This is a genomic window from Lysinibacillus macroides (assembly GCF_001281525.1).
Taxonomy (GTDB): domain Bacteria; phylum Bacillota; class Bacilli; order Bacillales_A; family Planococcaceae; genus Lysinibacillus; species Lysinibacillus macroides.
In genome coordinates this window covers 1440923-1466705 of sequence record NZ_LGCI01000005.1, presented here as the reverse complement: position 1 = coordinate 1466705, position 25783 = coordinate 1440923, and the positions used below count along the sequence as shown (strand labels likewise).

Here is a 25783-nt window from a genome sequence, read left to right as displayed (position 1 = left end):
AATATGTGATTATTTAACCTTTACTGGCTCAGCAACTGCTGCTTCAATCAATGCTGCTTGTGCTATTTTATGAGAATCTGCATCCCCTTCAGAAGTAGAGCTCATTGCAGGACGTCCTACATAACGAAGCTTTTTACCTGCTGAAAGTTCATATAATGTTTCTAATGCATAATTCCATGTGCCTTGGTTTTTAGGCTCTTCTTGTACCCATACAATTTCCTTCACATTAGAATACTTAGCAATGATACCAGCAACTTGCTCTTTTGGGAATGGGTAAAGTTGTTCCACACGAATAATATGCAGATGATCAAAGCCTTCGCCATCTTTCACGCGATCTGCTAAGTCAATCATTACTTTACCTGTACCTAAAACAATGCGCTCTACAGCCTCTGGTTTAGCGCCTAAGCCTGGTTGTTCAATCACTTCTTGGAATGAACCATCTGCTAATTGCTCAGCACTAGCCGCTGCTAATGGATGACGTAATAATGATTTTGGTGATACGACTACTAATGGACGTACCCCTTCTGTACCTAGTAACGCTGCTTGACGGCGCAATAAATGGTAGTAGTTGCCCGCATTTGAACAGTTGGCAACGAACCAGTTATTTTCTGCTGACATTTGTAAGTAGCGTTCCATACGGCTTGAAGAGTGCTCTGGACCTTGCCCTTCATAACCATGCGGTAATAGAATAACTAGGCCAGATTTTTGACCCCATTTCGCACGTGCCCCTGAAATAAAGTTATCAAACATCACTTGAGCCATGTTCGCAAAGTCACCGAATTGTGCCTCCCAAACCGTTAACACATGGCTGTTTTCTAAGTTATAGCCATATTCAAAGCCTACTACACCCGCTTCAGTTAATGGGGAGTTATACACGGTAAACGATGCATTAGCCCCTGAAATATAATGAAGTGGTGTAAAGACATTTCCATTGTTTTTATCGTGCAACACTAAGTGGCGTTGTGAGAATGTACCACGCTGTGCATCCTGACCAGTAAAGCGTACTGGTGTACCATCTTGAATAATTGTTGCGTATGCTAACGTTTCTGCATGGCCCCAGTCAATTTTTGCAGAAGCAAAAGCATCACGACGTTTTTCTAAAATCTTGCCAAGCTTTTTTTGTGGCTCAAAGTTTTCTTCAAACACTAAAAGCTCTTCATTGATTTTTTCTAAGCGTTCTGCTCCAACGGCTGTATCTAATTGTGGGAACTCAACTTTTAATTCTTCTGGCATTGCTAATTGCTTATGCTCATCTTTCTCAGCCATTTCTTTAACATGGTCATACGCAGCTTGCATTTCTGCATAAGCAGCTGCATCTAATGCTGCAACATCGTCAGCAGATACAAGACCTTCTGCTACTAATTGTTGACCATATAAAGCACGAACTGTTTCATGCTTCGCTACTAATTTATAAGTTTCTGGGTTTGTTACTGTTGGGTCATCTGTTTCATTGTGACCATGACGACGGTAACCGATTAAGTCAATCACAATATCTTTTCCGAACTTTTGACGATATCTAGCTGCAAAACGTCCAACTTGTGCAACGGCCTCTGGGCTATCTGCATTTACATGAACTACTGGTACTTCATAGCCTTTTGCTGGATCAGAAGAGTAGATCGATGAACGAGAATCTTGTTGCTCTGTTGTGAAGCCAATCATATTGTTGGCGATAATATGGATTGTTCCACCTGTTGTAAAGCCTTCTGTTTTGGCAAAGTTTAATACTTCCGTTACAATTCCTTGACCTGGGAATGCCGCATCCCCATGGACAAGAATACCTAAGCCTTTTGTGCGATCATGCACGGCTTGACCTGGGTTTGACGTATCATCCTGTGTTGCACGTGTAGCACCAAGCACAACTGGGTCCCCTACTTCTAAGTGAGATGGGTTGTAAGCAAGCTTAACATTCATACCTGATTCACGTTGGTAAGATGCACCCATATGATATTTGACATCGCCTGTCCAACCTTTTGTAATTTCAAGGCGGCCATGCTCCGGTATAAACAAATCATTTGAAACATGCGCAAAATCAGCAAACATCATGTCGTATGGTTTATTTAAAATATGTGTTAAAACATTTAAACGACCGCGGTGTGCCATACCAATGCGTACATTTTCCATGTTATCGGCTTCTACAGTTTTTAAAATCGCATCAAATAGAACGATTTGCGTATCTAAGCCCTCACCAGAGAAACGCTTTTGCCCTACAAAAGTTTTATGAATAAATTTTTCAAAATTTTCCACATGTGTTAAACGATCTAATAATGCTTGTTTCTCTTCAGCCGTGAATGCTTGTTTCAAAGCGCCTGATTCAATTTGAGCTTGAATCCATTCACGTTCTTCTGTTGCTGTTACATGACTATATTCAAATGCTGCTTTATCTGTATATACAGCTTTTAAATAGTCGATTGCATCCTTACCATTTTTCACGTTTGCTGGCACATCTTTGAAGAAGATTGCTGCAGGGATTGCTGCTAAATCTGCAGCGCTTAAGTTGAACGCGCTTTCTTCAATTTGAGCTGTTTGAAGTTCACGATTTTTCAGGGGATAAAGATCTGCTGCTAAATGCCCTTGTGAACGTATTGCCTCAGCTAATCTTATAGCGGCTAACACTTTTTTATAATCGCCAGCAGGAGCCGCTTCCGCATGACTAGCTACAGCTATTTCACCCTCTACTACTACTGGTGCACCAAATTGTTGGAATAAAGAAACTAACTCCGGTTCTACTTCTTCAGGAGACTGTAAGAATAAGTCGTATTGCTCCATCACATATCCTAGGTTAGGACCAGAGAAAGCTGACCATGGAGAACTTACAGTTGCTACGTTGTTCGACATGAAAAATGACCTCCAAATTTTGCCTTTTGGCAGTTCCAATTAATTAAATTGCAATTAATTATATAATATTTTACCGTTCTTTAAAAGGTTGTATTTCATCGTCTGTCCATATTTTAAAGAACGTTTTTTCCACTTCAATCTTACTACTCTTCACAAAAAATACAACTCTTTTTAGCAAATTAAGCAATTTTTTTCGCAAAGGATAGAATTCTGAAATAAAGCATATATTTTTCTTAATATTTCAGTGGTATTTTCAACAAGAAAACGGTTCCAACATTTACTTCACTCTTGACTTCTACCGAGGCATTGTATTTTTCAAGTAACATCTTCGAAATACTCAATCCTAAGCCTGTTCCACCAATTTGCCGATTTCTTGCTTCGTCGACTCGATAAAACCGATCAAAGATAAATGGTAGATTATCCTCTGTTATGCCTATACCATTATCCACAATTTCTAAACATGCATGATTTCCAGTGGTAAAAAGTGACAGTTTAATCTCAGGAATTTTTTCACAATAACGAATAGCGTTCTCTATTATATTACGCACAACTTGACTAAGTGCATTTTCTGTTATAAATAGCGGACCGACTTCGCCATTTTTTGACAGCGTAATTCGAGCCTCGGGATGTAAATGGACCATCTCCTCTATCACTGCTTCAATAACGGTTGGTGCATCCGCTTCGCTGGCCTCATCCTTTTCCTCACGTCTCGCCAGCTCTAATAATTCCTCAATCATTTTGCGCATGCGAGCAATCTCTGTTAACGATGTCTCAATGGATTCCTCTAAAATGGCTGGATCATGTTTCCCCCAGCGCTTTAATAGAGAAAGATGCCCTTCAATAGCTTGGATGGGCGTACGTAATTCGTGGGACGCATCGGCGACAAATTGCTGCTGCTGGGTAAAGGCTATTTGTAGCTCATTCATCATGGCATTATACATTTTCAATAAATCGCCAATTTCATCATGCGATGTATACGTTAATTGAATTGGCTCCTTAAAGCCCTGATCCATCACCGTTTTCATGGAGGCACGCAAGGTATGGAGCGGCTTCATTAAATAATTAGCAAGATAATAGCCAATCGAGCCTGATACAACTAATGCCCCGAGACCTGCAATCAGCATGGCTGTCAGCAAATAATGCATCAACGATTGAAAGCTTGTTAACGGGTGTATCACCTGAATATAGCCCTGGAAAAAGCCGAGCTGGATTGGTTCATTCACAACAAGAGCATCCTGCTTATCAATGGTCATCTCCACTATTTCCTGCATGGTATTGAATGGTGCGGCAGGGGACGTATTGTTAATGCGCAATATTTCAACGCCATCTCTATTAAACATTCTGACCGTTTCATCGCGATCAACAATGGATTCCAGCAAGCCCGTATTTTGTTGAATCTGCTGAATTGTAATATTTGGGCCTTGTGCTTCTAAAAAAGAGCTAATATCCTTACTAGTCCGTATGACTTTACTTTCCTCCTCATGTAAAAGCCATGTATGAAGGAATACATAGACCACGATACAAATAATCGTGTAACTAATAAAGATCACACTGCTTGATGTAAGCATCCATTTTTTTTGCAAAGATTGGTGACGTAAATAAGTTTTTAAGTTTGTCATTCACGCATCACATACCCAACACCACGAACCGTTGCAATATAAGCATTCATATCACCTGGTAGCTTTGTGCGTAAATGTCTGATATAGACGTCTACTACATTTGTTTCAATATCTGTATCATAGCCCCAAACAGATGTTAAAATTTGCTCACGTGTACATACGCGATTCTTATGCTCGATTAATAGTTTGAGTAAATCATATTCTGTCTTTGTTAGGTCAAGTTTATTCCCTTGCACAAAAACTTCATAGGCGGCTGTATCCATTTTAATATCACGAAAATGCAATGATTCACCAGCGGACTGCTCTGGGGCTACACGACGTAAAATCGTGCGTATGCGAGCCAGCAGCTCCTCAATCGCAAAAGGCTTCACGATATAATCATCCGCTCCTGCATCTAAGCCTGCCACACGATCCATCACAGCATCTCTTGCAGTTAATAAAAGAATGGGGACCTGTGATTGCGTGCGGATACGCCGACAAATTTCAATACCATTGAGCCCTGGTAGCATCACATCAAGTAGTAAGACATCAAAAGCTTCAGCCGTTGCCAACGCTAGCCCCTCTCGACCATCGTAGGCAACAGTGACCTCATAGCCCTCATGCTGCAATTCTAGCTCCACAAAGCGCGCAATATGCTTTTCATCTTCGACCAATAATAGCTTTTTAGGCATTCTATCACCTTCTATTTTAAAATAATATCCATCTTTTAGTTATAGCACATCCGTGAACAAAAAGTCTTTTATGTGATTGAAAAACGATTTTTGAAATAAACGAACAATTTAATGCTAGGGCGACTAAAAAGCTTATAAAGCCTTTTAAACAAGAGACTAATCCGTGTAGGAGGAGAATGTATTATGAAAAGATATACATGTTACTTTTATGATGTTTTATATGTATAGGAATAATTGGCGTACCAACAAATGCTTTCAATAGCCTAGAAGAAATTTATTTAGAAAGTGAAGACAGCTATTCAGAGGTTTATCAGGCAATGCGTGAAAGTGAGGCGTTCTTTCATAAAGAGATTGCATTACCAGCTCGTCTTCCCTCCATTGCTTTTACACATCATTTCGGTCGATTTAGTCATTTGTCAATGCCATTATTGGAAATAACTTATTTAAATGAGTATTCAGGCTATACGCATTATGAAATAGCTATTACATCAAACGAATATAAATCAGCACGCCCTACAGATGCTAAAACAATACGTTTAGACAACGGGAATCAAGCTTTTTATTATAACAGGAGAAAGATGGATGGGTATATACATTTAAAATGGACAAAGAAAGTGCCAAAAAAACGACAATCGAAGGCATCTTACAAATAACTAATTCAGTGAAAAAGGGCAATATTAAAAGTCTGTCTTACAAGACAGACTTTTAATATGTTTCTGAAATAGAAAGATTATTTTTGCCAGATTCCTTTGATTTATATAGCGCTTGATCAGCTAAATCCATTAATACCTCTAATGTTTGGGCATGGTCTGGATAATAGGCAATACCCATTGAGGCTGTTGGTGTAAAGTGATGGTCATCAATGATCCAGCCCTCTGCCAAATCGCCGCGAATGCGATGAATAATATGCATCATTTGGTCATGTCTTTTCTCTTGATCTCTCGTTAAGCCTGTTAGCAGTACGATAAACTCATCGCCGCCCATTCGAATCACCATATCATGGCTACGAATCGTTTTGCTTAATGCATGCCCAAATCGCTGAATAAACGCGTCACCTGTCTCATGACCATAGCGATCATTGACCTCTTTAAAATCATCCCCATCTATATAAAGCATTGCTACAGATGTCTGATTGACCTGTGCCTCAGCCACTATTTTTGGAAATTCCTTTTGAAGAAAGCGTCTGTTTGGCAATTGTGTTAATGAATCATGGTAAGCTAAATATAATAAATCATTTTCTCTTTCCTTACGATGCGTAATCTCCCGAGAAACCATCATAATTTGTGACACCTTTTCACGTTCAGGGTCATGCACGACCGTTACATTACTTTCTGTCCAAATAAGAGTGCCATCTTTTGCTTTTAATAATAGCTCAAATTGTGTATCTGTTTGACCTGTAAAATTATTTAAAAAGGTTTGCCATGCGTTCTTGCTTTCTTCATCGACAATATCACTATAAAACTGCCCCTGCAATTCTACATTTTCATAGCCTAAGTAAAGACGACAAGATGGAGACGCATAAATAATGATGCCATCCTCATTTGTAATAACAATTAAATCATTGGTATTTTCAGTGATCAGTCGGAACGTACGTTCAATATTTTTTAATTCTGTAAACATTCTTTTTTTATCTGTAATATCATAGTTAATGCTTAAAATTTGCTCTAATTCACCAGATTCATTTTTCAACGGAACAATGGTTGCTTCTACCCAATAATCCGCATGATATTTAGTGCGATAGCAAAGCTCCCCTTGCCACATTTCTCCTGCATCAAGCTTTTCAACAATCGTTTGTAAAAAATTACTGGAGTGATGGCGGGGTTCAATAATATCATAGGGCTGACCGATTAATTCTGCTGCTGTGTAACCAGAAGCACGTAAAAACATCTCGCTTACCTCGATCACAGTACCTTCATGGTCTAGCAGAGCAATGGCTGTTGCTGAATTTAAGGCAGACTTAAAAACCTCTAGTCCATGTGACTTTGAGCGCAATTCTGCCTTTTGAAGCGCATTCTGTGTGCAATCCTGCATAATTAAAAAAATCGCAAATGAATGATCATCCTGCCTCACTGGTGATAAGGAGAATAAATACATGCGCTCCTCACCATCTAATGTATATAGCTTAATAAGCTTTTCGCTAACGGTTTCCCCCATAGCTGCCTTTTGAATATACAGCTTTATTTTATGTGCCTCATCCTTTGGAACAATCGGTAAATCTATTAATAGCTGTTGCTTCACACTTGCATGGTCCAAGTGGAAATCTTCCATAAATCTTGCATTTACCTCATAGATCATCCCCTCAGCCGATAACATCACGGTGGAGAAGAAAGCATGGTCAAGTATGGACTGCATAAATAAAAATTTATCTTCAATGCTGCGACCATAACAAATTTCCTTCATAATCGCTAAAATATAATCATCGTTTTTATAGCGCAATGGTCTAACAGTCGTTTCGTATTTACGAACCTCTGACTGCACATATGCATAATCTACATAGTCGACCTGACTATGCTCGCTAATCGCTTGATGATAGCTTTTCTGAATCGTTGAAAAATAATGATTTGACATAACACTGGAAAGCATTTTTCCAATCGCTTCATTTGATAACAGTTCTTGAGCTGCTTGGTTTAAGCGAATATATTGATAATCATCCCCTACTTTTTTCATAAGAAAAACAAAATCCTTACCAATGAATAATTCATTGAAAAATTCTTCGCTTAAAAGATACTCCATACTGTCACCCCCAGAAAAAACCATGCTATCATGCTCAAAATATTACTATTTGGCTTATTTATATAAAATTAATATTACTATTATAACATAAAATTAAAAAATTACCTTTCAAAGAATAAGAGAAATTAAATCCTCTTAAGGGTATTTTTACTATATTACCTATATTGGCAAAAATAATATACTACTAAAGAAATATATAAATAATTAATAGTAGATAAATATAATCATATAGACTTAAAATCAAAAAACTATCCTATCATCGACAATGTTACAGGTGAACTTTTGGTATGTTTTAATTTCATTGAAATAGGGAAAATAAAGCCTAAGATCCTGTTGTCTCTCAGCAATGCCGCTAGTTGTGAGAGCGAGCTAATCCTAATAGGTAAATAAATTGTCAATAAAGACGGCTGATAGCAGTCGCTATTTATCAGAATTTACTGACTTTTAAACTTAAATTTTAGTTTTTTCGAGCAAAAATATTGCGTGAAGTAGCTTGTTTGATATATTATATTTAAAAAACTACCCTTTTTTTCGGTATGGTAAAATCAGTAAGACAGCGGGAGATTATGGAATATCATAGTTATAACGTCTAGTTCTTTGGGTTTTAATTCCAGTACGAATATTAGTTTTCTTCTTTATGTTTTAAAGGAATTGTATAACTACCCTAGTAAAGGAGGCGTTTCGTATGCTTAGACATCGAGACCTGCACGAATGCACAGAGCTTTATGAACTATTATCACACCCTTCTGTATTCCCTTTTGTCCGTCAAAAAGCCACATCTGCGGATGAGTACTGGTTTATGACAAAGCAACTGATTGAGGAGGAAGCGAGAGGTCTCGCTATCTCGAGAACCATTGCGGATGACTGGGGTCAGCCAATCGGCACGATTAGCATTCATGATATTGAAAATGGTGCTGGCTTCTTAGGAACATGGATTGGCGTCCCATATCAAGGTCAAGGTTATAATCAGAAAGCAAAATTGCTATTTCTGAATGAATTATTTTTTGACTATCATTTCCATACGGTATTTCTTCGAATTCGAGTTGAAAATATAAAATCACAGCGTGCTGCCTTAAAGCTACCTTATGTGGTAGAGGCCAATGAAAGTCATCCGACATTACTAGCACAGGTCAATAGCGGCGAAGCGCAATTTAATTTATTTAAAATTCCTAAAGATTTATTCTATCTAACAACTGCACATACAATGCAAGAGGACGAAGAACAAGCGATGTAATTAATTTTTATAAAGCAGAAGCTATAGGTTATTATTGCCATATAGCTTCTTTTTTTGTAGAAAGATTTATTTCTTATAATGTAAAATAAGCGCTGCCATTTCATCTGGTGTTTTGGGCTTTGGCGTTTGCTCCATCGTTGCTACCATTTCCACCTTACGCTCCGTTAATGTATAAACAGACTTTAAAAACGATTCCTTCGTCAGCTCTTCTTCCTGTAGTACCTCTGCATAGCCTTGTTTTTTAAATAAATTAGCATTTAAAATTTGGTCGCCGCGACTTTTTTGTGCAGATAGCGGCACTAACAGCATCGGCTTATGCAGTGCTAAAAATTCAAAAATGGAATTGGAGCCCGCACGTGACACAATAAAGTCAGCAGCATGTAGTAAATCAGGCAATTCTGTCGTGACATATTCAAACTGCTTATAGCCAGGCATTGCAGCCAATGCTTGATCATAGTGTCCTTTTCCGCATAAATGAATGATATAAAACTGCTTTAATAGCTCTGGTAAATTTTTACGCAATGCCTCATTCAATACGACAGAGCCTAAACTTCCTCCCATTACCAATAAAACAGGCTTCAATGTTGTAAAGCCACAGAAAGATAGCCCTCTTGCTTTTTCTCCCTTAAATAGTTCTGGACGAATAATAGAACCTGTGCATGTTGCCTTTTCCTGCGGCAAATGCTTTAATGTTTCCTCAAAAATTGTGAAAACATGAGAGGCAAAGGGCAGCGCAATTTTGTTTGCAAGGCCTGGTGTTACATCTGATTCATGGATCACAACTGGGACACTTGCAAGCTTAGCTGCCATAACAACAGGAACGGATACAAAGCCACCCTTTGAAAATATTACTTGGGGCTTTACTTTTTTTATAATGCGAAAAGCCTGCATTACGCCAGCAAGTACTTTAAACGGATCTGTAAAATTTTTCATTGAGAAATAACGACGGAGCTTCCCGCTAGCAATGCCGTAAAATGGGACATGTGGGAATGCCTCACCAATTAATTCTTTTTCGATCCCTTCATCTGAGCCAATATAATGGACATCATAACCTTGTTCAAGTAAGGACGGGAGTATCGCTTGATTTAACGATACATGGCCAGCTGTCCCACCACCGGTTAAAATGATTGTTTGTTGTTTCACACAAATTCTCCTATTCCGTAAAAGCCATCGTAGTTAGGTGCTACTTTCAGTCTTCTATTTTACTATATGCGAATGAAAAGATATAGATGAAGCATGAAAATTTCAGCCTCTCACTCTTTAAATATGCTATACTTTTTCATTATGTTCATAAAGGAAGTCTAAACTATGTATCAAACATCCACCATCAAAGAGAAATATACATTATTGTTAAAAATGATTGTTCCTATTTTAGTGACGCAAATAGCTATTTATTTAATTTCATTTTTTGATATTTTAATGTCAAGTCGCTACGGCACTCCTGATTTAGCAGGTGTATCCATTGGCTCCTCCATTTGGATGCCCATATACACAGGACTATCAGGCATTCTTCTTGCCATTACCCCTATTGTCTCACAGCTTGTCGGGGCAAAGAAAGAGTTAGATGCTAAAAAGGCTGTCCAGCAAGGTCTTTATGTGGCGATAACACTTGCCGTCATTATTTTTATCTCCCTGTTTTTTAGCATTGATTGGATTCTTAGCAAAATGAGCTTAGAGCCTGCTGTACACCGTATCGCCAAAAGCTACATCCATGTAATGTGCGCTGGTCTTGTGCCATTATTTTTATTTTTTGTAATGCGCTGCTTTATGGATGCGCTTGGTCAAACACGTGTCACAATGATAATTACCATCCTGACAACACCTATTAATATTATCCTAAACTATCTATTTATTTTCGGAAAATTTGGGCTACCTGAGCTTGGCGGTGTCGGGGCTGGTGTGGCAACAGCCATTACCTACTGGCTTATTTTCTTCATCACTGTATGGATTATTGCAAAACGCGTACCATTTGAACGCTTCCGTCTGTTTCATCAATGGCCAAAGCTGGAGTGGCTACGCTGGAAGGAAATTTTACTGATTGGTGTACCGATTGGCATTTCATTATTTGCCGAAACTAGTATTTTTTCTGCTGTAACGATGATGATGAGTAATTTTAGTACAGCCATCATTGCAGCCCATCAGATCGCTTTAAATTTTACGTCCCTCCTCTATATGGTGCCGCTTAGTATTTCGATGGGTGTCACGATATTAGTGGGCTTTGAGGTTGGAGCTGGCCGTATGGGAGATGCACGCATATATAGCTATTTATGCATAGCAACAGCTATTTTATTTAGCTTTATTTCTGCTTGTATTTTATTTATTTTACGTGAACCGATTGCCCATATGTATACAGCCGATGACATTGTACTTGAATATGCAGTGCATTTTTTAGTGTACGCAGCCATTTTCCAGTTATCCGATGCGATCCAAGCACCTGTACAGGGGGCTTTAAGGGGCTATAAAGATGTGATGATCACCTTTATTATGGCGATTATTTCCTATTGGGTTATTGGTCTACCCGTAGGCTATGCGCTCGCCACCTATACCGACTTTGGTCCATTTGGCTATTGGATTGGGCTTGTGGCAGGGTTAACAGCAGGTGCGATCACCCTTTTTATGCGCCTACTTATTGTACAAAAAAGAGTGACTGTTTAACGATAAAATCGCCTCACTCCCTAATATGGGAGAAGGCGTTTTTTTATGCTCTACTCTTTATTAAAAAATGCTTCAATATCTTCATAGATAAACGGCGTTCCTTTAATTTTTTTATGCTGATTATGCAATGCCGTCATTCGATTAATAATCGGCGCTAGCTTCCCCTCATCTTCAGGCTTTAAATGAAACGCCACACCGTAAGAATAGATTTGATAGCGCTCCTCCAATGTCCATCTAAATGTCCCCTCAATCTGAAAGGCTTGGTCCATTAACACAAAGCTAAATTTGAATTTCATGGTTTGGTTAATCGGTAGCTTTAACGTCGAACGAATTTTCATTCCGCCTAAGCTAATATTTTCAATTAAGATCGGTGTATGGCCAATATTAATTTTTTGCTGATTCATTTCAATAATCGTCATAGAGCCCTTTACATAGGCTGGAAAAGGGAAACGATAGTATTTGCGTCGTTCAACGGCTGGCTTCTTGTTCGGGCTCACTTTCTGCGGTGTTAAAAAGCCTCGTGCCAGCATTTTTTCAAACGCCTTTGCAGGAACCGCCTCTGTGTAAATACTACCTTGTATATAGTTACATTCCTGCTGCTTTAAAAAGATAAATTGGTCATAGCTTTCTACACCCTTCGCTACTACCTGAATACCAAGCATTTTTGTTAGATAAATCGTTGTGGAAATCAGCCCATTTTCGATGGGACGGTCATGGCGAAGTTGACGAATAAATGCCTCATAAATATGAATAGTTGTTGGCCGAAACGTTCTTAATGATTCTAGTGAGGAATAGCCTGCGCCAAAATCACCAATGGCAATCTTGACACCAAGTTCCTGTAACACTTGTAAGATATTCCGCACACTTTTACTATTTTTAAGCATCGCATTTTCTGAAATCACAAACTCTAAATAGTCTGCCTTAATAGCATGGATACTTATTTGTTCCTGCACAAATTCTACAAACCCTTTTTTCACTAGGTGAATAGGTGAAATGTTGATACTGATGGTACGTAATACATAGCCTTGTTGTTGCCATTCTTGTAAGAGTGCACAAGTTTTTTTAATCACCCAATCGGTAATAATATGAATCATATGATTTTCTTCCGCTAATGGAATAAATTCACCAGGTGATACGAGACCCCATTCTTTATGATGCCAGCGAATTAATGCCTCTGCACCGTACAGAATACCTTTCTGTGGCTCTACTAATGGTTGAAAATAAAGTTCAAACTCCTCATTTAGCAAAGCCTGTCGCATATCCCGATTTAGCACATATTGCTTATAAGAGGTAATATCTTCTGTAATGGCATGGATATGAAAATTATTGCGCCCTTGCTGCTGCGCATAGCACAAAGCAGCATAGCCATTTTCTAATAAGATATTTCTTATCGAGCCGTCTTCTGGATAAAACACAATACCAATGTTTGCAGATACATGGAGCTGATAGTCTTTGACGATGAGTGCTGTCTCAAAGATTTTTAATAATCGATTGGCTAGTGCATAAATAGTTTGTTTACTACTATATTTTTTAATAATAATCACGAAATGCTGATGATCTAGTCGTGCCATATAGCTATGATCATCTAACACTGTTGCGCAATAATTCGTCACGACTCGCAGCAATTCATCACCAATTTGTAGACCAAGCGCATGATGCACAACATGGAAGCGGTTGATGGACATATATAGAAGGGCAAATTGATCGCCTGCTGTACATAAAGTATCAAGCTTATTATAGAGGCTAAGCTGATTTGGCAAGCCTGTAAGCTCATCATAGTACACTAAGTAATTCAGTCGTTCCTTCCGCTCAATTTCAGTTGTAATATCTGTGACTAAGCCAAAAATATGATGGACATCTCCTTGCTGATCCAGTCGCGGGACAATTTGCTCCAGTAGCCATTTTATGGTTTGATCTCCCGCAATAATCCGATAGATAACCTGATAGCTTTGCCCTAATGCCAGATGATCTGTATAGGCTAAAACCTCCTCACGATGTGCAGGATGAATCAAATTAATCCATGCTTCGGAGTCTTCATAAAGCTTCTCTAATGGAATGCCTAGAATTCCTTCAAGCCCCTTTGAAGCAAAAAGCATATTCCCGCGAATGGAATCTCTCATCCAAACACCTGCATCTAAATTATTAAAAATATCATGATAGTTTGCGAGCGTGTCATTCAGCGTTTGCTCCATTTGCTTAAAGGAGGTATGGTCTTTAACAACCCCAATCATTTTAAAAGGCTTATGATCCTTCCAAACCACCTCTGCTGCTGCCTGTAAATAACGTAGTTCATTCGATTTACCATGATAAATCTGAAATTCACTGTCAAAATTTATACCATTGCAAGCCGCCTCAAAGGCCTTAGACGTTCTTTCATAGTCCTCAGGATGGATCAACTGAAATAGCTGGCGAATGCTCTCGTTTTCCGAACGGTCAAAGCCAAAAATATGATAAAAATTATCTGAGCAATAAAGTTTATCATGTTGAATAAAATACTCCCAGCTTCCAACCGCGGCAATTTGCTGGGCATAGTTTAAATGCTTTTCATGAAGCAATAATTGATGCTTCATCGCCTCGTAGGTAGACATGTCTTCAACGATTAAATAAAGGCCCTCTGCTTGCCCCTCATAATTTTTTATTGGAATAAATGTGAGCGTAAGGCTAAGATGACGCCCTTGATGCTGAAGGCTTTTAATTTCAAGCTTTGTTGATTGTCCCCGTAATGTTTGATTAAAGGCCCGTTTTAAACGCTTATAATCGGTTGCTGAAAAAATCTGTTGAAAGTCCTCTGCATGATTTGGGTGATACTGCAAGAGTTGATAAAGCGCCTCTTGATTCACATAAACCATCTCACCATCCGCTGCAAAGACAATCATCATATCGGGATGGTATTTCGCAAAGGATAAAGCATAGGCAAATAATTGAGAATCCTGAACCTCGTCTAATGCCACCGGCTGTGCAATCACTTCTTTTGAAAAAAACTGCTTTAAACGATTTGACCGTTTCATCCCCTCACCCCTCCGTACTTTTTACCCACTACTAATTTAGTAATTCCCTAAAATTATAGATTAAAAACTCCTATTTTTCTATTTTTTATTTTAGGATAGAAGCGTTATAGGACAGCATCTTAGCTCAACAGGCGAATAGAACAACTAAGGTGATAGATTGGGTTGCTAAAGTGACGGATGAAAATGATACACTCATGGAGAAAGGCTCCCTATTCAGGGAAGCGCTTCATTTCGTGGATAGAACGTTCCAATCAGCGGATTGAGTTGCTACTTTGATGGATAGAACCCCATCATTAACGGATAGCGGCTCTGCTCTATAGGAGGAGGTCCACCCATCAAAAAAGATGCCCTGCTAAAATGACGAGGGCATCGTTGATAAATCTATTATTATTTTTGAATAAATTGTTGTGTCCAATAGTTACCTGATTGAACATAACCCACACCAATATGGGTAAATTTCGCATTTAAAATATTGGCACGGTGACCTGGTGAGTCCATCCACGCTTTAACAACTTCTTGTGGTGAACGCTGACCTTGAGCAATGTTCTCTCCTGCCGCTTTATACTGAATGCCTAAAGCCTTCATACGATCAAATGGTGAACCGAATGTTGGGCTTGTATGAGAGAAATACTTATTTTTTTGCATATCTTGTGATTTTTCACGAGCTGCCGCCATTAGTGGTGCATCTGTTTGAAGTGGTGATAAACCAGCTTTTGTACGCTCAGCATTTGTTAATGTTACAACCTCTTGCTCAAATGCATTGACATCTGTTGATGGTGTAGATGTTGCTGGCGGTGTTGGTTGTGTCGTATTTGGTACTTCTTTAGATGGTGTTGATGGCTGCGTCGTATTTGGCACTTCTTTAGATGGTGTTGATGGCTGTGGTTGTTTTATCGACCACTTATGATGATTAGACCATTTATAATAAGAAACGTTGCAGTTCGTTGATGGCTGTACAGCATTCTCCTCTGATGTATTGGCAGCAGCTGATGCGAATTGAATTGGAGCTGCTAAAAGAAATGTTGCACAAATTGCAGTAAGTGTTTTTTTCATGTTTGCAATTCCTCCTTGTCTGCCACTAATCGTAAAGGATAATTTTCGTTAAAATCTCACCAACATCTACCAGCTGCGCCAGTCCACCAAAAAATGCGCGAAAAATCGGGATTGTTTCACACTATTTTTTAGTAGATTTCGCCAATCTATGAAATACTTACGTTTAAAAGAGTGTTGACACCTCTCTTAAACTAGCAAATAAACAATAATAAAATGCATATTTTATTCATGTACAGCCGAGCCCATAGCCGCGCTAATATTACATTTGTGTTACATTCATGTTACATAAATATAAAAAAGCCTGCGTAAATGTACATTCGCAGGCTGGTCATTTATTCAATTAAACCCAATAACGGGTACAGTGTCTATATTTTCACCAATCATCACAAGCTTAGCTGGCATTTTAAGATATTCAGGTAGCCATTGCACCATACCATAAGCGTATTGAAATAGCATTGGATTTTTAATGCCCTCGATCGGGACATAGCCCTTCATTCGATAAACAGTGTCAGGCAATGTCCGTACCCACTCCTCAAACTGCTCCTGTGTAAATTCCTTGCCTGTAAATTCTACTAAGCATGAGCCAAGCTGCATGGCGCTAAGTGGTGCTTTGATAATCTCCTTTTTAGCCACCTGTGCTGTCGCCTTTAAGTCCTCTAATAAATTTAATGGTACTCGTCCATTTGTTGTCTGCAAAATGAAGGCATGTGGATTCAAGCCCTGTAGCTCGTAAACAGCCTGACCCTGCTCTGCCTCCGTTAATAAATCCATTTTATTTGCTAGTAATAAGTGCGCATGACGAATCTGTTCCATAAATAACGAGCGCACTTGTGGTGTCAGCGTCTGACGATGCAGCCACAGCTTTGTATCCACGACTGTCACAATCCCTTTTACATTCAACTGATCGGCAAAAAGCGGGGAATACACCGCATCCAACGCTTCCACAGGATGGGCAGCACCCGTTGTTTCGATAATTAACACATCAAAATTACTATCTAATAGAAGAGATTGAATTTGTGCCTCTGTTTTTTCAGCACCTGAACAGCAAATACAGCCCTCTAGCATCTCCTTGAGGGGGATATCCTTCTCCACTACCTGTGAGTCAAATGGCAGCTTCCCTAGCTCATTCATCATAACAGCAGGTTTTAAATTTTTTTCTTTTAGCTGGCGAATGACATCTGTCAGCATGGATGTTTTGCCACTCCCTAAAAAGCCACTAAATAGGTATACATCTTTCATCCTTTTTCCTCCCATAAAAAAGCTGCCACAGATGCCGTGAAAGACGACTGCTGCGACAGCTACATTGTTAGTTTGTTGTTTCCTCTGTTTTTTCGGTTGCTCCTACAAGAAGCTCTTTCGCTTTTAGTAACTGAGGATCATCGGCTTTCATTTTTGCACGTAACGCATCCATTAATGCGTACGTTGTATTACCTGTTAAAATACCTGTTTGTTCAAGATTATTCGCTGTTTGTAGTTCTTCGATAGCACGCTGTGTATTGTTATCAAAAATACCATCGACTTCACCAGGCTCGTACCCTAGCACCTGTAGCATTTCCTCTGCTGCCTTGATGGATTCAGACTGCATACCTTCCTTCATCTCTAAAGAAGCATTTAAGTATGGTAAGGAAGCATAGGATGGGTACGCCACTTTGACATCAGGCTCAATTCCTTTTTCATTAATCCAATTACCATTTGGTGTTAGCCATTTACCTGTTGTAAATTTCAAATTCGAACCATCTCTTAATGGTGCTACATTTTGGACAGTACCTTTACCAAAGGATGTTTCTCCAACAACTTTTGCACCGACAGATTCTTTTAATGCACCTGCTAAAATTTCAGACGCAGAAGCACTACCACCATCCACAAGAACTGTTACTGGTAGGTTATATTTTTTCCCACCAGTTGCGTTGATGATTTGAGGCTCTTCCCCTTTTTCTTGTACTTGTACAATCGCTTTGCCTTCTGGTACAAATAAATTCGAAATAGCCTCAGCTGCATTTAAGTACCCACCAGGGTTTTGACGTAAATCTAAAACAATGCCCTTCATGCCTTTGCCTTCGTACTCAGCAAGAATGGTTTCAAGCTCTTTTGCTGTATCCTCACTAAACGATGTAATTTGAATATGGGCAATATTGCCATCAAGCAGCTCACCGTAAACCGTTTCAACTGGAATGTCGTCACGAACAATCGTCATCTGAATAGGCTCTGTATTTTCTCCACGTTTTACCGTTAATTTTACAGGGGTACCTTTTTCCCCACGGATAAGAGCTACGGCCTCTGTTGCACTAAAGCCTTGAATACTTTTACCATCCACCGTTAAGATTATATCTTTCGGTAATAAACCCGCCTTTTCAGCAGGTGAATTTTTGATTGGTGATACAACCGTAATATATCCATTACGCTCTTGAATTTCCGCACCTATTCCTTGGAAGCTAGAGGATAAGCCAGTGTTAAATTGTTCTGCTTCCTCCTTAACCATAAAATCAGAGTACGGGTCGCCTAGTGCATCAAACATCCCATTAATCGCACCATCGACTACCTTTTCATCATCAATATCTTGGTAATATTTATTTTTTAGTAAATCAAACGCCTCATATAATTTTGTAAATTCTGCACGTTCAACTGGAACCTTTACTTCCACTACTTTTTTATCGCCAAATGTTAACGCAAAAATCGTTAACCCTGCAGTAATCAGAATTGTAAAGAACATTAACATAATAAATTTAAACGGTTTTAATTGTATAAATTGCCCTGCTGGTTTTACTTCAGCTTCTGTTGGCTCTTGTTGTTCTGTACGATCTTTTTTCTGTTCATCCATCTTGATTGTCACCACTCTCATTTACACTAACTTCTTGTCACACTACTACCATCTTAACAGGTTATCGAGAAGACGAAAAGAAAAAGACTGTCACAATTTCTTGACAAACCTTGTTTTATCAAACTTCCATCGTCTATTCTTCCATTCAAGCATAGGTATGTAAGGATACTGCCTTTTCATTTTACTCGTTTCCTAGTAGCAGTCAACTAAAAATCCAAAGAATCATAGAAATCCTATAAGAATATAACGTACAAGTGCTGTAAAAAGTTGCAGACGAATAAAGTGAACCTTCACTCAATGGTAGTTTCACTAATCGGTTTTTACAGGCTGTTTGTCCCCCATTTAGTTTTATCTTATGCTTTTGGGGTCTTACAGCTTGTTAATACGGGATAAAAATAGTGTTGAAGGATGATGTCTTCAACACTACTATTTCTTTTCCATTTTTTTATTGGTGTTTTGTACCTCCAGCAATTCCGAAACAGTGACAAATTGATAACCCTGTTTTTTTAGCTCAGGAAGAATTTGCTCTAATGCCTTAACAGTTTGTGCTCGATTGCCACCACCATCATGAAATAATACAATATTGCCTGCCTTTACACCTTTTAGCACTATCTGTACAATGCGATACACACCAGGACTTTTCCAATCGAGTGTATCCAAATGCCAGGACCACATCACCACCTTATAGCCCTCCTTTGCTATCGCCTTAATCATAGCATCTGTATATTGGCCCTCTACTGGTCGAAATAGTGTCGGTCGATAGCCACTAATTTCAGCAATGACTTCATCGGTTTGTTGAATTTCTTTCAGTAAATTTGGCACTGTTGTTTTTAAAGGATGTGTAAAGGTATGATTGGCTAATTCATGCCCTTCTTCATACATTCTTGCAATAATTTCAGGATTTTTTTGCGCATTTTGACCAACAATAAAAAAGGTTGCCTTGGCATTATGCTTTTGCAAAACATCGAGAACAGCTTGTGTATAGATACGATGTGGTCCATCATCAAAGGTCAAGGCAATAATTTTTTCATCGGTTTGGATTTCCCATAAAATTTGACCCGCTTCTTCATAGTATTTTCTTCCTTTATTTTCAGAAGAGCTTACTTTACTATAAAAAAACAACATGGTGAGCAAGCAAATGGGCAGTAAAAATAGCGTAAATTTTTTCACAGCTTCACATCCCCAAATAATTTTTGTACTTTATTATTTGAGGATTTTATGAAAAGATGCCTAACATTCAGTTTTATTAATTGCTTGATTGTATGTAGGGTAGATGAGGAGATAATAATTCAATAAATTAATAACAGCCTGGGCTTTTTTATATTCTTTCTCAACTTTATATGAAATGATAAGAATGGCAACGGTCAAGCTTACTATAGCTAATGCCATTATTTGTATCAATGAAACCTCTACTATCAGCCTACTCATCCCAGCAGCAAGCAACGTCATCAGGGATAAAATAACACCACTTAATAAAATAAAAATGGGCTTTAGTCGCAACAATTCATCGGCTTGATGCTTTAAACGATCAACGATATAGTCTAGCTCCTTTATCGTGTAGTGCTGTTGAAAAATCACAAAATAAGACATATAAACATCATGGTGAAGCTTTTTATCCAAAATATTTTTATGAATTTTTTGGATAAATCGATCACAGAACTCTTTATCCAATGTTTCTTCAGGTCTTAGCAACTCTTTTTTATTAGCCATACTATTGATATTACTATGTCTCAAGCCTCCCCATCCTTTCCTAGTGATATTCCTTCTCATAATGTACTATATGAAAGAATGAAGGGAGGTTATGCCCTGGCTATTTTCAATTGTTCTTCCCTATTACAAAATAACTGTACAAAGCACATCGCCAGTACAATCACTTACATTATATAGGCAACTTCATAATTTACCGTATAGCAATATGGAATTCTTTCATCATACACTCAATTTTATCGTCAACAATTGTCATCAATCATTACTCCTTTTTCAAGCATGGAAATAGTAGGTTAATATGGTATAATTCTATATAGAAGGAGGTTTCGAAGCATGAAAAAACTATTCACAGCTATTTTTGCAGTATGTATATTGTTATGGACGATGACTCCTGTTGATGCCGCAGCCATTCAAATCAAAATGGATGATGTACTTGTAAAATCTGACATAGCTCCTGAAGTTAAAAATAACCGAGCAATGGTGCCTCTTCGTGTGATTAGTGAAAATTTAGGTGCACAAGTTCACTGGCAGGACGCAACTATTACCCTTACACTGGATAAGGTGACAGTCCAATTAAAGCTGAACAGTCGTACAATCATAAAAAATGGTCAAGCAGAGCAATTGGATGTACAGCCATACTTAAAAAATAATCGCGCCTTTGTACCAATTCGTTTTATTGCTGAAACATTTGGTAGTCAAGTTCATTACAACAATAGTCTTGTTCATATTACGAACGAGCCTTTAATGCTTGATAATGTAAAAATTCAAGCCCTTCGCTATGAATACCATATGACAATGGGTGGCGTAGTACAGGATATCAAAGGTAATGCTTATATAAAAGAAATTTCGTGTGCCTTCCAAGAACAGCAAGGCCAGCCCGTAGCAGCTCCTGCTGACTATTCTTGGCAGCTTAGCATTGCTCAGCCAGGGTCTTATTCTAAAAGTGGTCAATACGATTTTAAAAGTGCTGATGGTAAAAGTGGTCAGCAATTTGATATTTATTCTTTAAATAAAGGATTCCCTGTCGAACTATTAGAGGGGTCCCCTGCCTTATTGCTTCATGATGTAAGCGCAGATAAATGGTATACATTCACAGAAAAAGGCGTCCAATCCATTAGCCAACTTATTCAAAATGCCATAAAAAACGGCTTTAGCACGCTTATTAGTAATACAGTGGCTTAATCAATTAAAGAGCAAGCTTTGGGAAGAGCACATCAACAGGGGGTGTTCTTCTTTTTCAAGTCCAGACAATAACCGTGCGCAACAGTTTGACATCTTCGAATTACATTAATCCTCCCATACAAACCCTCGATAACACCACAAACAATAGCTTCGTACCCCCATCATCAAAATGACGATTATGATACAAAACTTGTAAAGAAAATACTAAACCTTCTGCCAGCTACATCCTTGAACTATAAAAATGGCTTAGTAAAACTTCAAGCAATATGGGCTATTCTTGTTAATAAGAAAAAGTTATACTCATAGGATCACTCTTGTCATTATAAATGATTCCAAAATGGGGTCATTTTTAATAATCTAATAAGAGTTCCCATTACTAGCGTATTTACTCGAAATAACCCAGTATCAAAAAGAAATCATCGTTCTTTTACTCACCATTATTTTAGGCTTTAGGATAGCTCCTTCTTTTTTAAGAAAGGTTATAAAAAATAGTAAAATTTTTCGTATATACCAAAGAATATTATGGTAAAATTGCTTGGTTACTATGTGTTTTGAATAAAGGAGGTTTTTTGCAATGAAGAAGTTTTTTACGGGGATCGTTTTAACATCTATGTTTTTGATGGCTTCCCCCGCTGATGCTGCGACAACGCACATTCAAATTGATCAGGTTGTCGTAAAATCCGATGCAGCACCCAAAATCAAAAATAATCGAACAATGGTGCCTTTGCGCGTGATTAGTGAAAATCTAGGTGCAAAAGTACAATGGAAGGATGCTCAAATTACCCTTTCAACGGATGAGACAACCGTTATTTTAAATTTAAAGAACAAGACGGTCATTAAAAATGGCAACGTTGAACAATTAGATGTGCAACCATATGTAAAAAACAACCGTACTTTTGTACCGATTCGTTTTATTGCTGAAACATTCGGCAGTCAGGTGGATTACAATCAAGGGAACATTAGCATCACATCAACACCATTGCTACTTGACAACGAACAAATCGAAACGCTTCGCTATGAATACAACATGGCAAGGGATGGAGAAATGCAGCTAATTAAAGGAAATGCTTATCACCAAGCAATTTATAATGTGCTTCAAAAGCAAAAGGGTGAAAAAGTAGAGGCTCCTAAAGACTACTATTGGCGCTTTAATTTAGAAACGGTTGGCTCTTATACGAAGCTTGAGCAGTATAACTTTTTAAACCAAGACAATAATAGTGTGGAGCAGTATGACATCTATGAATTAAATCAATCGTTCCCTGCTGAAGAATTAGCACCGTATCCAACATTCCTTCTCCACGATTTCAGTGAAAATGTTTGGTATCTATTTACGGAAAAAGAAATTAAGGCAATCCATCATATTCTGGATAATGCCGCAAACAACGGTTTTACAACGGTATAATTCAATCGAAAAGAGCAAATTTTGACCTGTAATCAAAATTTGCTCTTCCTAATTCCTTATCGTTTTTTTGAAAAATGGACAAAATAGGAACACCACTTTGCAATGGAGGTTGCGCCCGGTGTATAAATTTCTATTAGGAGCTAGCATTACCTTATTTCTTCTCCCCCCTGCACAACAGAAGAAGCCTCACCAGACAAGGAGGTAGAGCACCACTTATGCAGATACTCCTTGAGCAGAGCGAGTCCTTTGATTATGAAGGCTCTATCCTTCTATTTCACCACCAAAGCAGGGCATTGTACGCGTTTCATTACTTTATGGCTGACGCTGCCAAGCACCATTTCCTGAAAACGATTTAAGCCACGACTGCCGATCACAACTAAATCTACTTGTTTTTCATTGGCATAGCGCACAATTTCTGGTCCAGGCGTTCCTTTTAAAATCGTTGTTTGAAAAGAAACCTGTGCGGCTGTTAGTGCTTGCTCAACAGGGGCAATTTTACGTTGACGTGCTAACTCCATTGTTTCAGGGGAGCCTGCTCGTAATAATTCATTTTTTACTTTTTCTACATTGACTACATACACGATCTCAACCATGGAAGTCTGTGAAAGCTTGGCGATTTTAATGGCCTCCTGCGCTGCACGAAATGCATTATCAGAGCCATCAACTGCTACTAAAATATGCGAATACATCTAATCCCTCCTAATGATTTATTGTTAAGCCACTTAATTGATTATATAGGGCTTGGCTGGCAGGATTTAAGCCTATGACATTGACTTGAATATGCTGTGCCTCTAAGCGATGGATCACCTTGACAAGTGCCCCTACTGCCGATTCATCCCAGAGATGACTGCTTGATAAATCGATGGTAATGCTAGACGCTTCAATTTGCTCAAAGGTCTGCATAAAGCTTTTAGTCGAGGCAAAAAATAATGGCCCTTCAATTATATAGGTTGTTCCCCTCTGCTGAATCGTTACCTTTGATACAGTTGCCACAAAAAAGAGCGCACTTAAAATGACACCAATCACTACCCCAATCGCTAAATTATCGGTATACACAACAATCAGCACTGTCACAATCATCACAAAGGCATCAGCGCGAGGAGCAGTTACGATATAACGGAAGGAACCCCAGTCAAAGGTGCCAATACTCACCATAATCATAATCCCCACAAGCACAGGCATTGGAATATCCACCACTAAATCACCCAGAACAATAATTAAAAACATCAGAAACACGCCTGCCACCAAGGTAGATAAACGACCTCGTCCACCTGATTTTACATTAATCACCGATTGACCAATCATCGCACAGCCAGCCATCCCACCGAAAAATCCATTGATGATATTAGCAATTCCCTGTCCACGTGCCTCACGATTTTTATCACTTTTCGTGCTTGTCATCTCGTCGACAATTTGAGCCGTTAATAATGACTCTAATAGCCCAACAATAGATAGCGCTAAGGAATACGGTAGAATAATCATCACTGTTTCAAGATTGAAGGGTACATTGGGTAGGAAAAACGAGGGCAATGCACGTTCAATCGCGCCTAAATCACCAATTGTTTTTAAGTCTATACCTGTTGTAAAAGTTACAATGGTTAAGATAACAATGGCAATTAACGGTGCAGGAATTGCCTTAAAAAATCGAGGCACAACATACACAATCAGCAATGTTATGGCGATAAATAGATATGTCCAAAGTCCCTCCTTTAAAAAATGCGGAACTTGTGCCATAAAAATTAAAATCGCCAATGCATTGACAAAGCCAATCATGACAGCATTGGGCACAAAACGCATAAGCTTGGCAATCCCCAATACGCCAAATAGCAACTGTAATAAACCTGTTAAGATAGTAGCTGCCAACAAATATTGCAGCCCATGCTCCTTGACAAGACTTGTCATGACTAATGCCATCGCGCCCGTAGCAGCGGAAATCATCGCTGGGCGCCCTCCGACAAAGGCGATAATCGTTGCGATACAAAAGGAAGCATAGAGCCCAACCATTGGGTCAACCCCTGCAATAATGGAAAAGGCAATAGCTTCAGGAATTAGTGCGAGGGCAACAACGATGCCTGATAAAATATCGCCGCGAACATTGCCAAACCATTGTTCTTTTAATGTTTGCATAAATAAACTCCCTTAGTTATAGTATAAATAAACGTACCAAAAGATACCTTTTTGGAACGACAACAAGTAGCATAGCATAATCATTCCCAAAAAGGAATGGTTTTGGGAGGAAAATCATGATTTATGGCTACAAACGCCCGATTATTGGCGATGAATTAGGGGAACAGCAATTAGCGGGTATAGCGCTGGATCAATTATTTGCAGAGAGACATCCGTATGCAAAAAAGCGACAAGCCTTAGAGGAATTATTGATGGTCCTACAAGCGGGGGATGAAATATTCGTTGAAAATGTAGTGGTGCTTGCTGACTCCATACACCAATTAGCAGATATCCTGCATATTTTGGCAAAGGATGATGTGAAGATTACATTTCGACAGGAACAAATCACGAATATAACGCATCTACCTATGTCTTTGTTAGATAGTGCCGCACTTTTTGCCAATTTACAAACCCAGCTTAAAAGTCATGCCACAACCTTTGGACTAGCTGAGGCAAAGAAGGCTGGCAAAGCCATTGGCCGTCCTAAAAAATCTGATGATAATTTACGCAAGGCCCTTGCGATGTATCAAAGCAAGACCTATTCATTACTTGACATTAAAAATGAAACAGGCATTAGTAAATCCACCTTGTATCGCTATATAGATGAGATCAATAAACAGCAAAGATAGGGCTAACATCCCTTGAATTTTAAAATGCCAAAGCGTTGATCAACGCTTTGGCATTTTAATTTTGTTTCTTT

19 protein-coding genes are annotated in these 25783 nt (G+C 38.7%); 6 read left to right on the top strand and 13 right to left on the bottom strand.

Features of this window, described 5'->3' with window-relative positions:
- Window positions 1-9 precede the first annotated feature (9 nt).
- The 3 genes from ADM90_RS10015 to ADM90_RS10005 all read right to left on the bottom strand — a co-directional run bounded on the left by ADM90_RS10015 (window position 10) and on the right by ADM90_RS10005 (window position 5125).
- Window positions 10-2835, bottom strand: coding sequence for a 2-oxoglutarate dehydrogenase E1 component (locus ADM90_RS10015; RefSeq protein ID WP_053994814.1), 2826 nt, complete (start codon window positions 2833-2835; stop codon window positions 10-12).
- Between the two features lie 233 nt (window positions 2836-3068).
- The gene (locus ADM90_RS10010) at window positions 3069-4454 is read right to left on the bottom strand and encodes a sensor histidine kinase (RefSeq protein WP_053994813.1); all 1386 of its coding nucleotides are present in this window, start codon (window positions 4452-4454) and stop codon (window positions 3069-3071) included.
- Entirely contained in the window at window positions 4451-5125 is a 675-nt protein-coding gene (locus tag ADM90_RS10005) for a response regulator transcription factor (protein ID WP_053994812.1), read from the bottom strand. Before ADM90_RS10005 ends, ADM90_RS10010 begins: the two co-directional genes overlap by 4 nt.
- A 317-nt stretch (window positions 5126-5442) precedes the next feature.
- Between ADM90_RS10005 and ADM90_RS10000 the strand changes: the two genes are divergently transcribed.
- The gene (locus ADM90_RS10000) at window positions 5443-5778 is read left to right on the top strand and encodes a hypothetical protein (protein ID WP_053994811.1); all 336 of its coding nucleotides are present in this window, start codon (window positions 5443-5445) and stop codon (window positions 5776-5778) included.
- A 52-nt stretch (window positions 5779-5830) separates the two neighbouring features.
- Here ADM90_RS10000 and ADM90_RS09995 read toward each other — a convergent pair whose 3' ends face one another.
- Window positions 5831-7858, bottom strand: coding sequence for a sensor domain-containing protein (locus ADM90_RS09995; protein WP_053994810.1), 2028 nt, complete (start codon window positions 7856-7858; stop codon window positions 5831-5833).
- A gap of 685 nt (window positions 7859-8543) precedes the next feature.
- Between ADM90_RS09995 and ADM90_RS09990 the strand changes: the two genes are divergently transcribed.
- Entirely contained in the window at window positions 8544-9092 is a 549-nt protein-coding gene (locus ADM90_RS09990; RefSeq protein ID WP_053994809.1) for a GNAT family N-acetyltransferase, read from the top strand.
- Window positions 9093-9158: 66 nt separating this feature from the next.
- On the opposite strand, the gene ADM90_RS09985 is transcribed toward ADM90_RS09990, so the two are convergent.
- On the bottom strand, window positions 9159-10235 hold the full coding sequence (locus ADM90_RS09985; RefSeq protein ID WP_053994808.1) for an undecaprenyldiphospho-muramoylpentapeptide beta-N-acetylglucosaminyltransferase: 1077 nt from the start codon (window positions 10233-10235) through the stop codon (window positions 9159-9161).
- A gap of 165 nt (window positions 10236-10400) precedes the next feature.
- Here ADM90_RS09985 and ADM90_RS09980 point away from each other — a divergent pair, with 165 nt between their 5' ends.
- Window positions 10401-11747, top strand: a complete 1347-nt coding sequence (locus ADM90_RS09980; protein WP_053994807.1) for an MATE family efflux transporter — start codon at window positions 10401-10403, stop codon at window positions 11745-11747.
- Window positions 11748-11797: 50 nt separating this feature from the next.
- Here the strand turns inward: ADM90_RS09980 and ADM90_RS09975 are convergent, their stop codons facing one another.
- The 6 genes from ADM90_RS09975 to ADM90_RS09950 all read right to left on the bottom strand — a co-directional run bounded on the left by ADM90_RS09975 (window position 11798) and on the right by ADM90_RS09950 (window position 20360).
- Window positions 11798-14755, bottom strand: coding sequence for an EAL domain-containing protein (locus ADM90_RS09975; protein WP_053994806.1), 2958 nt, complete (start codon window positions 14753-14755; stop codon window positions 11798-11800).
- Window positions 14756-15142: 387 nt separating this feature from the next.
- A complete protein-coding gene (locus ADM90_RS09970; RefSeq protein WP_053994805.1) occupies window positions 15143-15808 on the bottom strand; it encodes a CAP domain-containing protein in 666 nt (221 codons plus the stop codon).
- Window positions 15809-16144: 336 nt separating this feature from the next.
- Window positions 16145-17047 (bottom strand): CobW family GTP-binding protein, encoded by a 903-nt coding sequence (locus tag ADM90_RS09965; protein WP_053994804.1) that lies wholly within the window; start codon window positions 17045-17047, stop codon window positions 16145-16147.
- 67 nt (window positions 17048-17114) lie between these two features.
- Window positions 17115-18626 carry a lmo1851 family serine protease gene (locus ADM90_RS09960; RefSeq protein WP_053994945.1) on the bottom strand — a complete coding sequence of 504 codons (1512 nt, stop codon included), beginning with the start codon at window positions 18624-18626 and terminating at the stop codon, window positions 17115-17117.
- Window positions 18627-19052: 426 nt separating this feature from the next.
- Window positions 19053-19796: a polysaccharide deacetylase family protein gene (locus tag ADM90_RS09955; protein ID WP_053994803.1), complete on the bottom strand. Its 744-nt coding sequence runs from the start codon at window positions 19794-19796 to the stop codon at window positions 19053-19055.
- A 60-nt stretch (window positions 19797-19856) separates the two neighbouring features.
- Entirely contained in the window at window positions 19857-20360 is a 504-nt protein-coding gene (locus tag ADM90_RS09950; RefSeq protein WP_235473415.1) for a hydroxymyristoyl-ACP dehydratase, read from the bottom strand.
- Window positions 20361-20666: 306 nt separating this feature from the next.
- Here ADM90_RS09950 and ADM90_RS09945 point away from each other — a divergent pair, with 306 nt between their 5' ends.
- Both ADM90_RS09945 and ADM90_RS09940 read left to right on the top strand, forming a co-directional pair.
- Complete coding sequence (locus tag ADM90_RS09945) at window positions 20667-21515, top strand: copper amine oxidase N-terminal domain-containing protein (RefSeq protein ID WP_053994801.1); 849 nt, start codon at window positions 20667-20669, stop codon at window positions 21513-21515.
- Window positions 21516-22089: 574 nt separating this feature from the next.
- Entirely contained in the window at window positions 22090-22917 is an 828-nt protein-coding gene (locus tag ADM90_RS09940) for a copper amine oxidase N-terminal domain-containing protein (RefSeq protein WP_053994800.1), read from the top strand.
- Window positions 22918-23186: 269 nt separating this feature from the next.
- Here ADM90_RS09940 and ADM90_RS09935 read toward each other — a convergent pair whose 3' ends face one another.
- Complete coding sequence (locus ADM90_RS09935; protein WP_053994799.1) at window positions 23187-23606, bottom strand: universal stress protein; 420 nt, start codon at window positions 23604-23606, stop codon at window positions 23187-23189.
- 10 nt (window positions 23607-23616) lie between these two features.
- A complete protein-coding gene (locus ADM90_RS09930) occupies window positions 23617-25044 on the bottom strand; it encodes a SulP family inorganic anion transporter (RefSeq protein WP_053994798.1) in 1428 nt (475 codons plus the stop codon).
- A gap of 116 nt (window positions 25045-25160) precedes the next feature.
- Here ADM90_RS09930 and ADM90_RS09925 point away from each other — a divergent pair, with 116 nt between their 5' ends.
- Window positions 25161-25712 carry a recombinase family protein gene (locus tag ADM90_RS09925; protein ID WP_053994797.1) on the top strand — a complete coding sequence of 184 codons (552 nt, stop codon included), beginning with the start codon at window positions 25161-25163 and terminating at the stop codon, window positions 25710-25712.
- The last annotated feature ends 71 nt before the right edge of the window (window positions 25713-25783 follow it).

Coding starts and splice junctions, on each gene's coding strand:
- ADM90_RS10015 (WP_053994814.1), bottom strand. CDS start 2,835: ATGTCGAACAACGTAGCAACTGTAAGTTCTCCATGGTCAGCTTTCTCT.
- ADM90_RS10010 (WP_053994813.1), bottom strand. CDS start 4,454: ATGACAAACTTAAAAACTTATTTACGTCACCAATCTTTGCAAAAAAAA.
- ADM90_RS10005 (WP_053994812.1), bottom strand. CDS start 5,125: ATGCCTAAAAAGCTATTATTGGTCGAAGATGAAAAGCATATTGCGCGC.
- ADM90_RS10000 (WP_053994811.1), top strand. CDS start 5,443: ATGCGTGAAAGTGAGGCGTTCTTTCATAAAGAGATTGCATTACCAGCT.
- ADM90_RS09995 (WP_053994810.1), bottom strand. CDS start 7,858: ATGGAGTATCTTTTAAGCGAAGAATTTTTCAATGAATTATTCATTGGT.
- ADM90_RS09990 (WP_053994809.1), top strand. CDS start 8,544: ATGCTTAGACATCGAGACCTGCACGAATGCACAGAGCTTTATGAACTA.
- ADM90_RS09980 (WP_053994807.1), top strand. CDS start 10,401: ATGTATCAAACATCCACCATCAAAGAGAAATATACATTATTGTTAAAA.
- ADM90_RS09975 (WP_053994806.1), bottom strand. CDS start 14,755: ATGAAACGGTCAAATCGTTTAAAGCAGTTTTTTTCAAAAGAAGTGATT.
- ADM90_RS09970 (WP_053994805.1), bottom strand. CDS start 15,808: ATGAAAAAAACACTTACTGCAATTTGTGCAACATTTCTTTTAGCAGCT.
- ADM90_RS09965 (WP_053994804.1), bottom strand. CDS start 17,047: ATGAAAGATGTATACCTATTTAGTGGCTTTTTAGGGAGTGGCAAAACA.
- ADM90_RS09960 (WP_053994945.1), bottom strand. CDS start 18,626: ATGGATGAACAGAAAAAAGATCGTACAGAACAACAAGAGCCAACAGAA.
- ADM90_RS09945 (WP_053994801.1), top strand. CDS start 20,667: ATGAAAAAACTATTCACAGCTATTTTTGCAGTATGTATATTGTTATGG.
- ADM90_RS09940 (WP_053994800.1), top strand. CDS start 22,090: ATGAAGAAGTTTTTTACGGGGATCGTTTTAACATCTATGTTTTTGATG.
- ADM90_RS09935 (WP_053994799.1), bottom strand. CDS start 23,606: ATGTATTCGCATATTTTAGTAGCAGTTGATGGCTCTGATAATGCATTT.
- ADM90_RS09930 (WP_053994798.1), bottom strand. CDS start 25,044: ATGCAAACATTAAAAGAACAATGGTTTGGCAATGTTCGCGGCGATATT.
- ADM90_RS09925 (WP_053994797.1), top strand. CDS start 25,161: ATGATTTATGGCTACAAACGCCCGATTATTGGCGATGAATTAGGGGAA.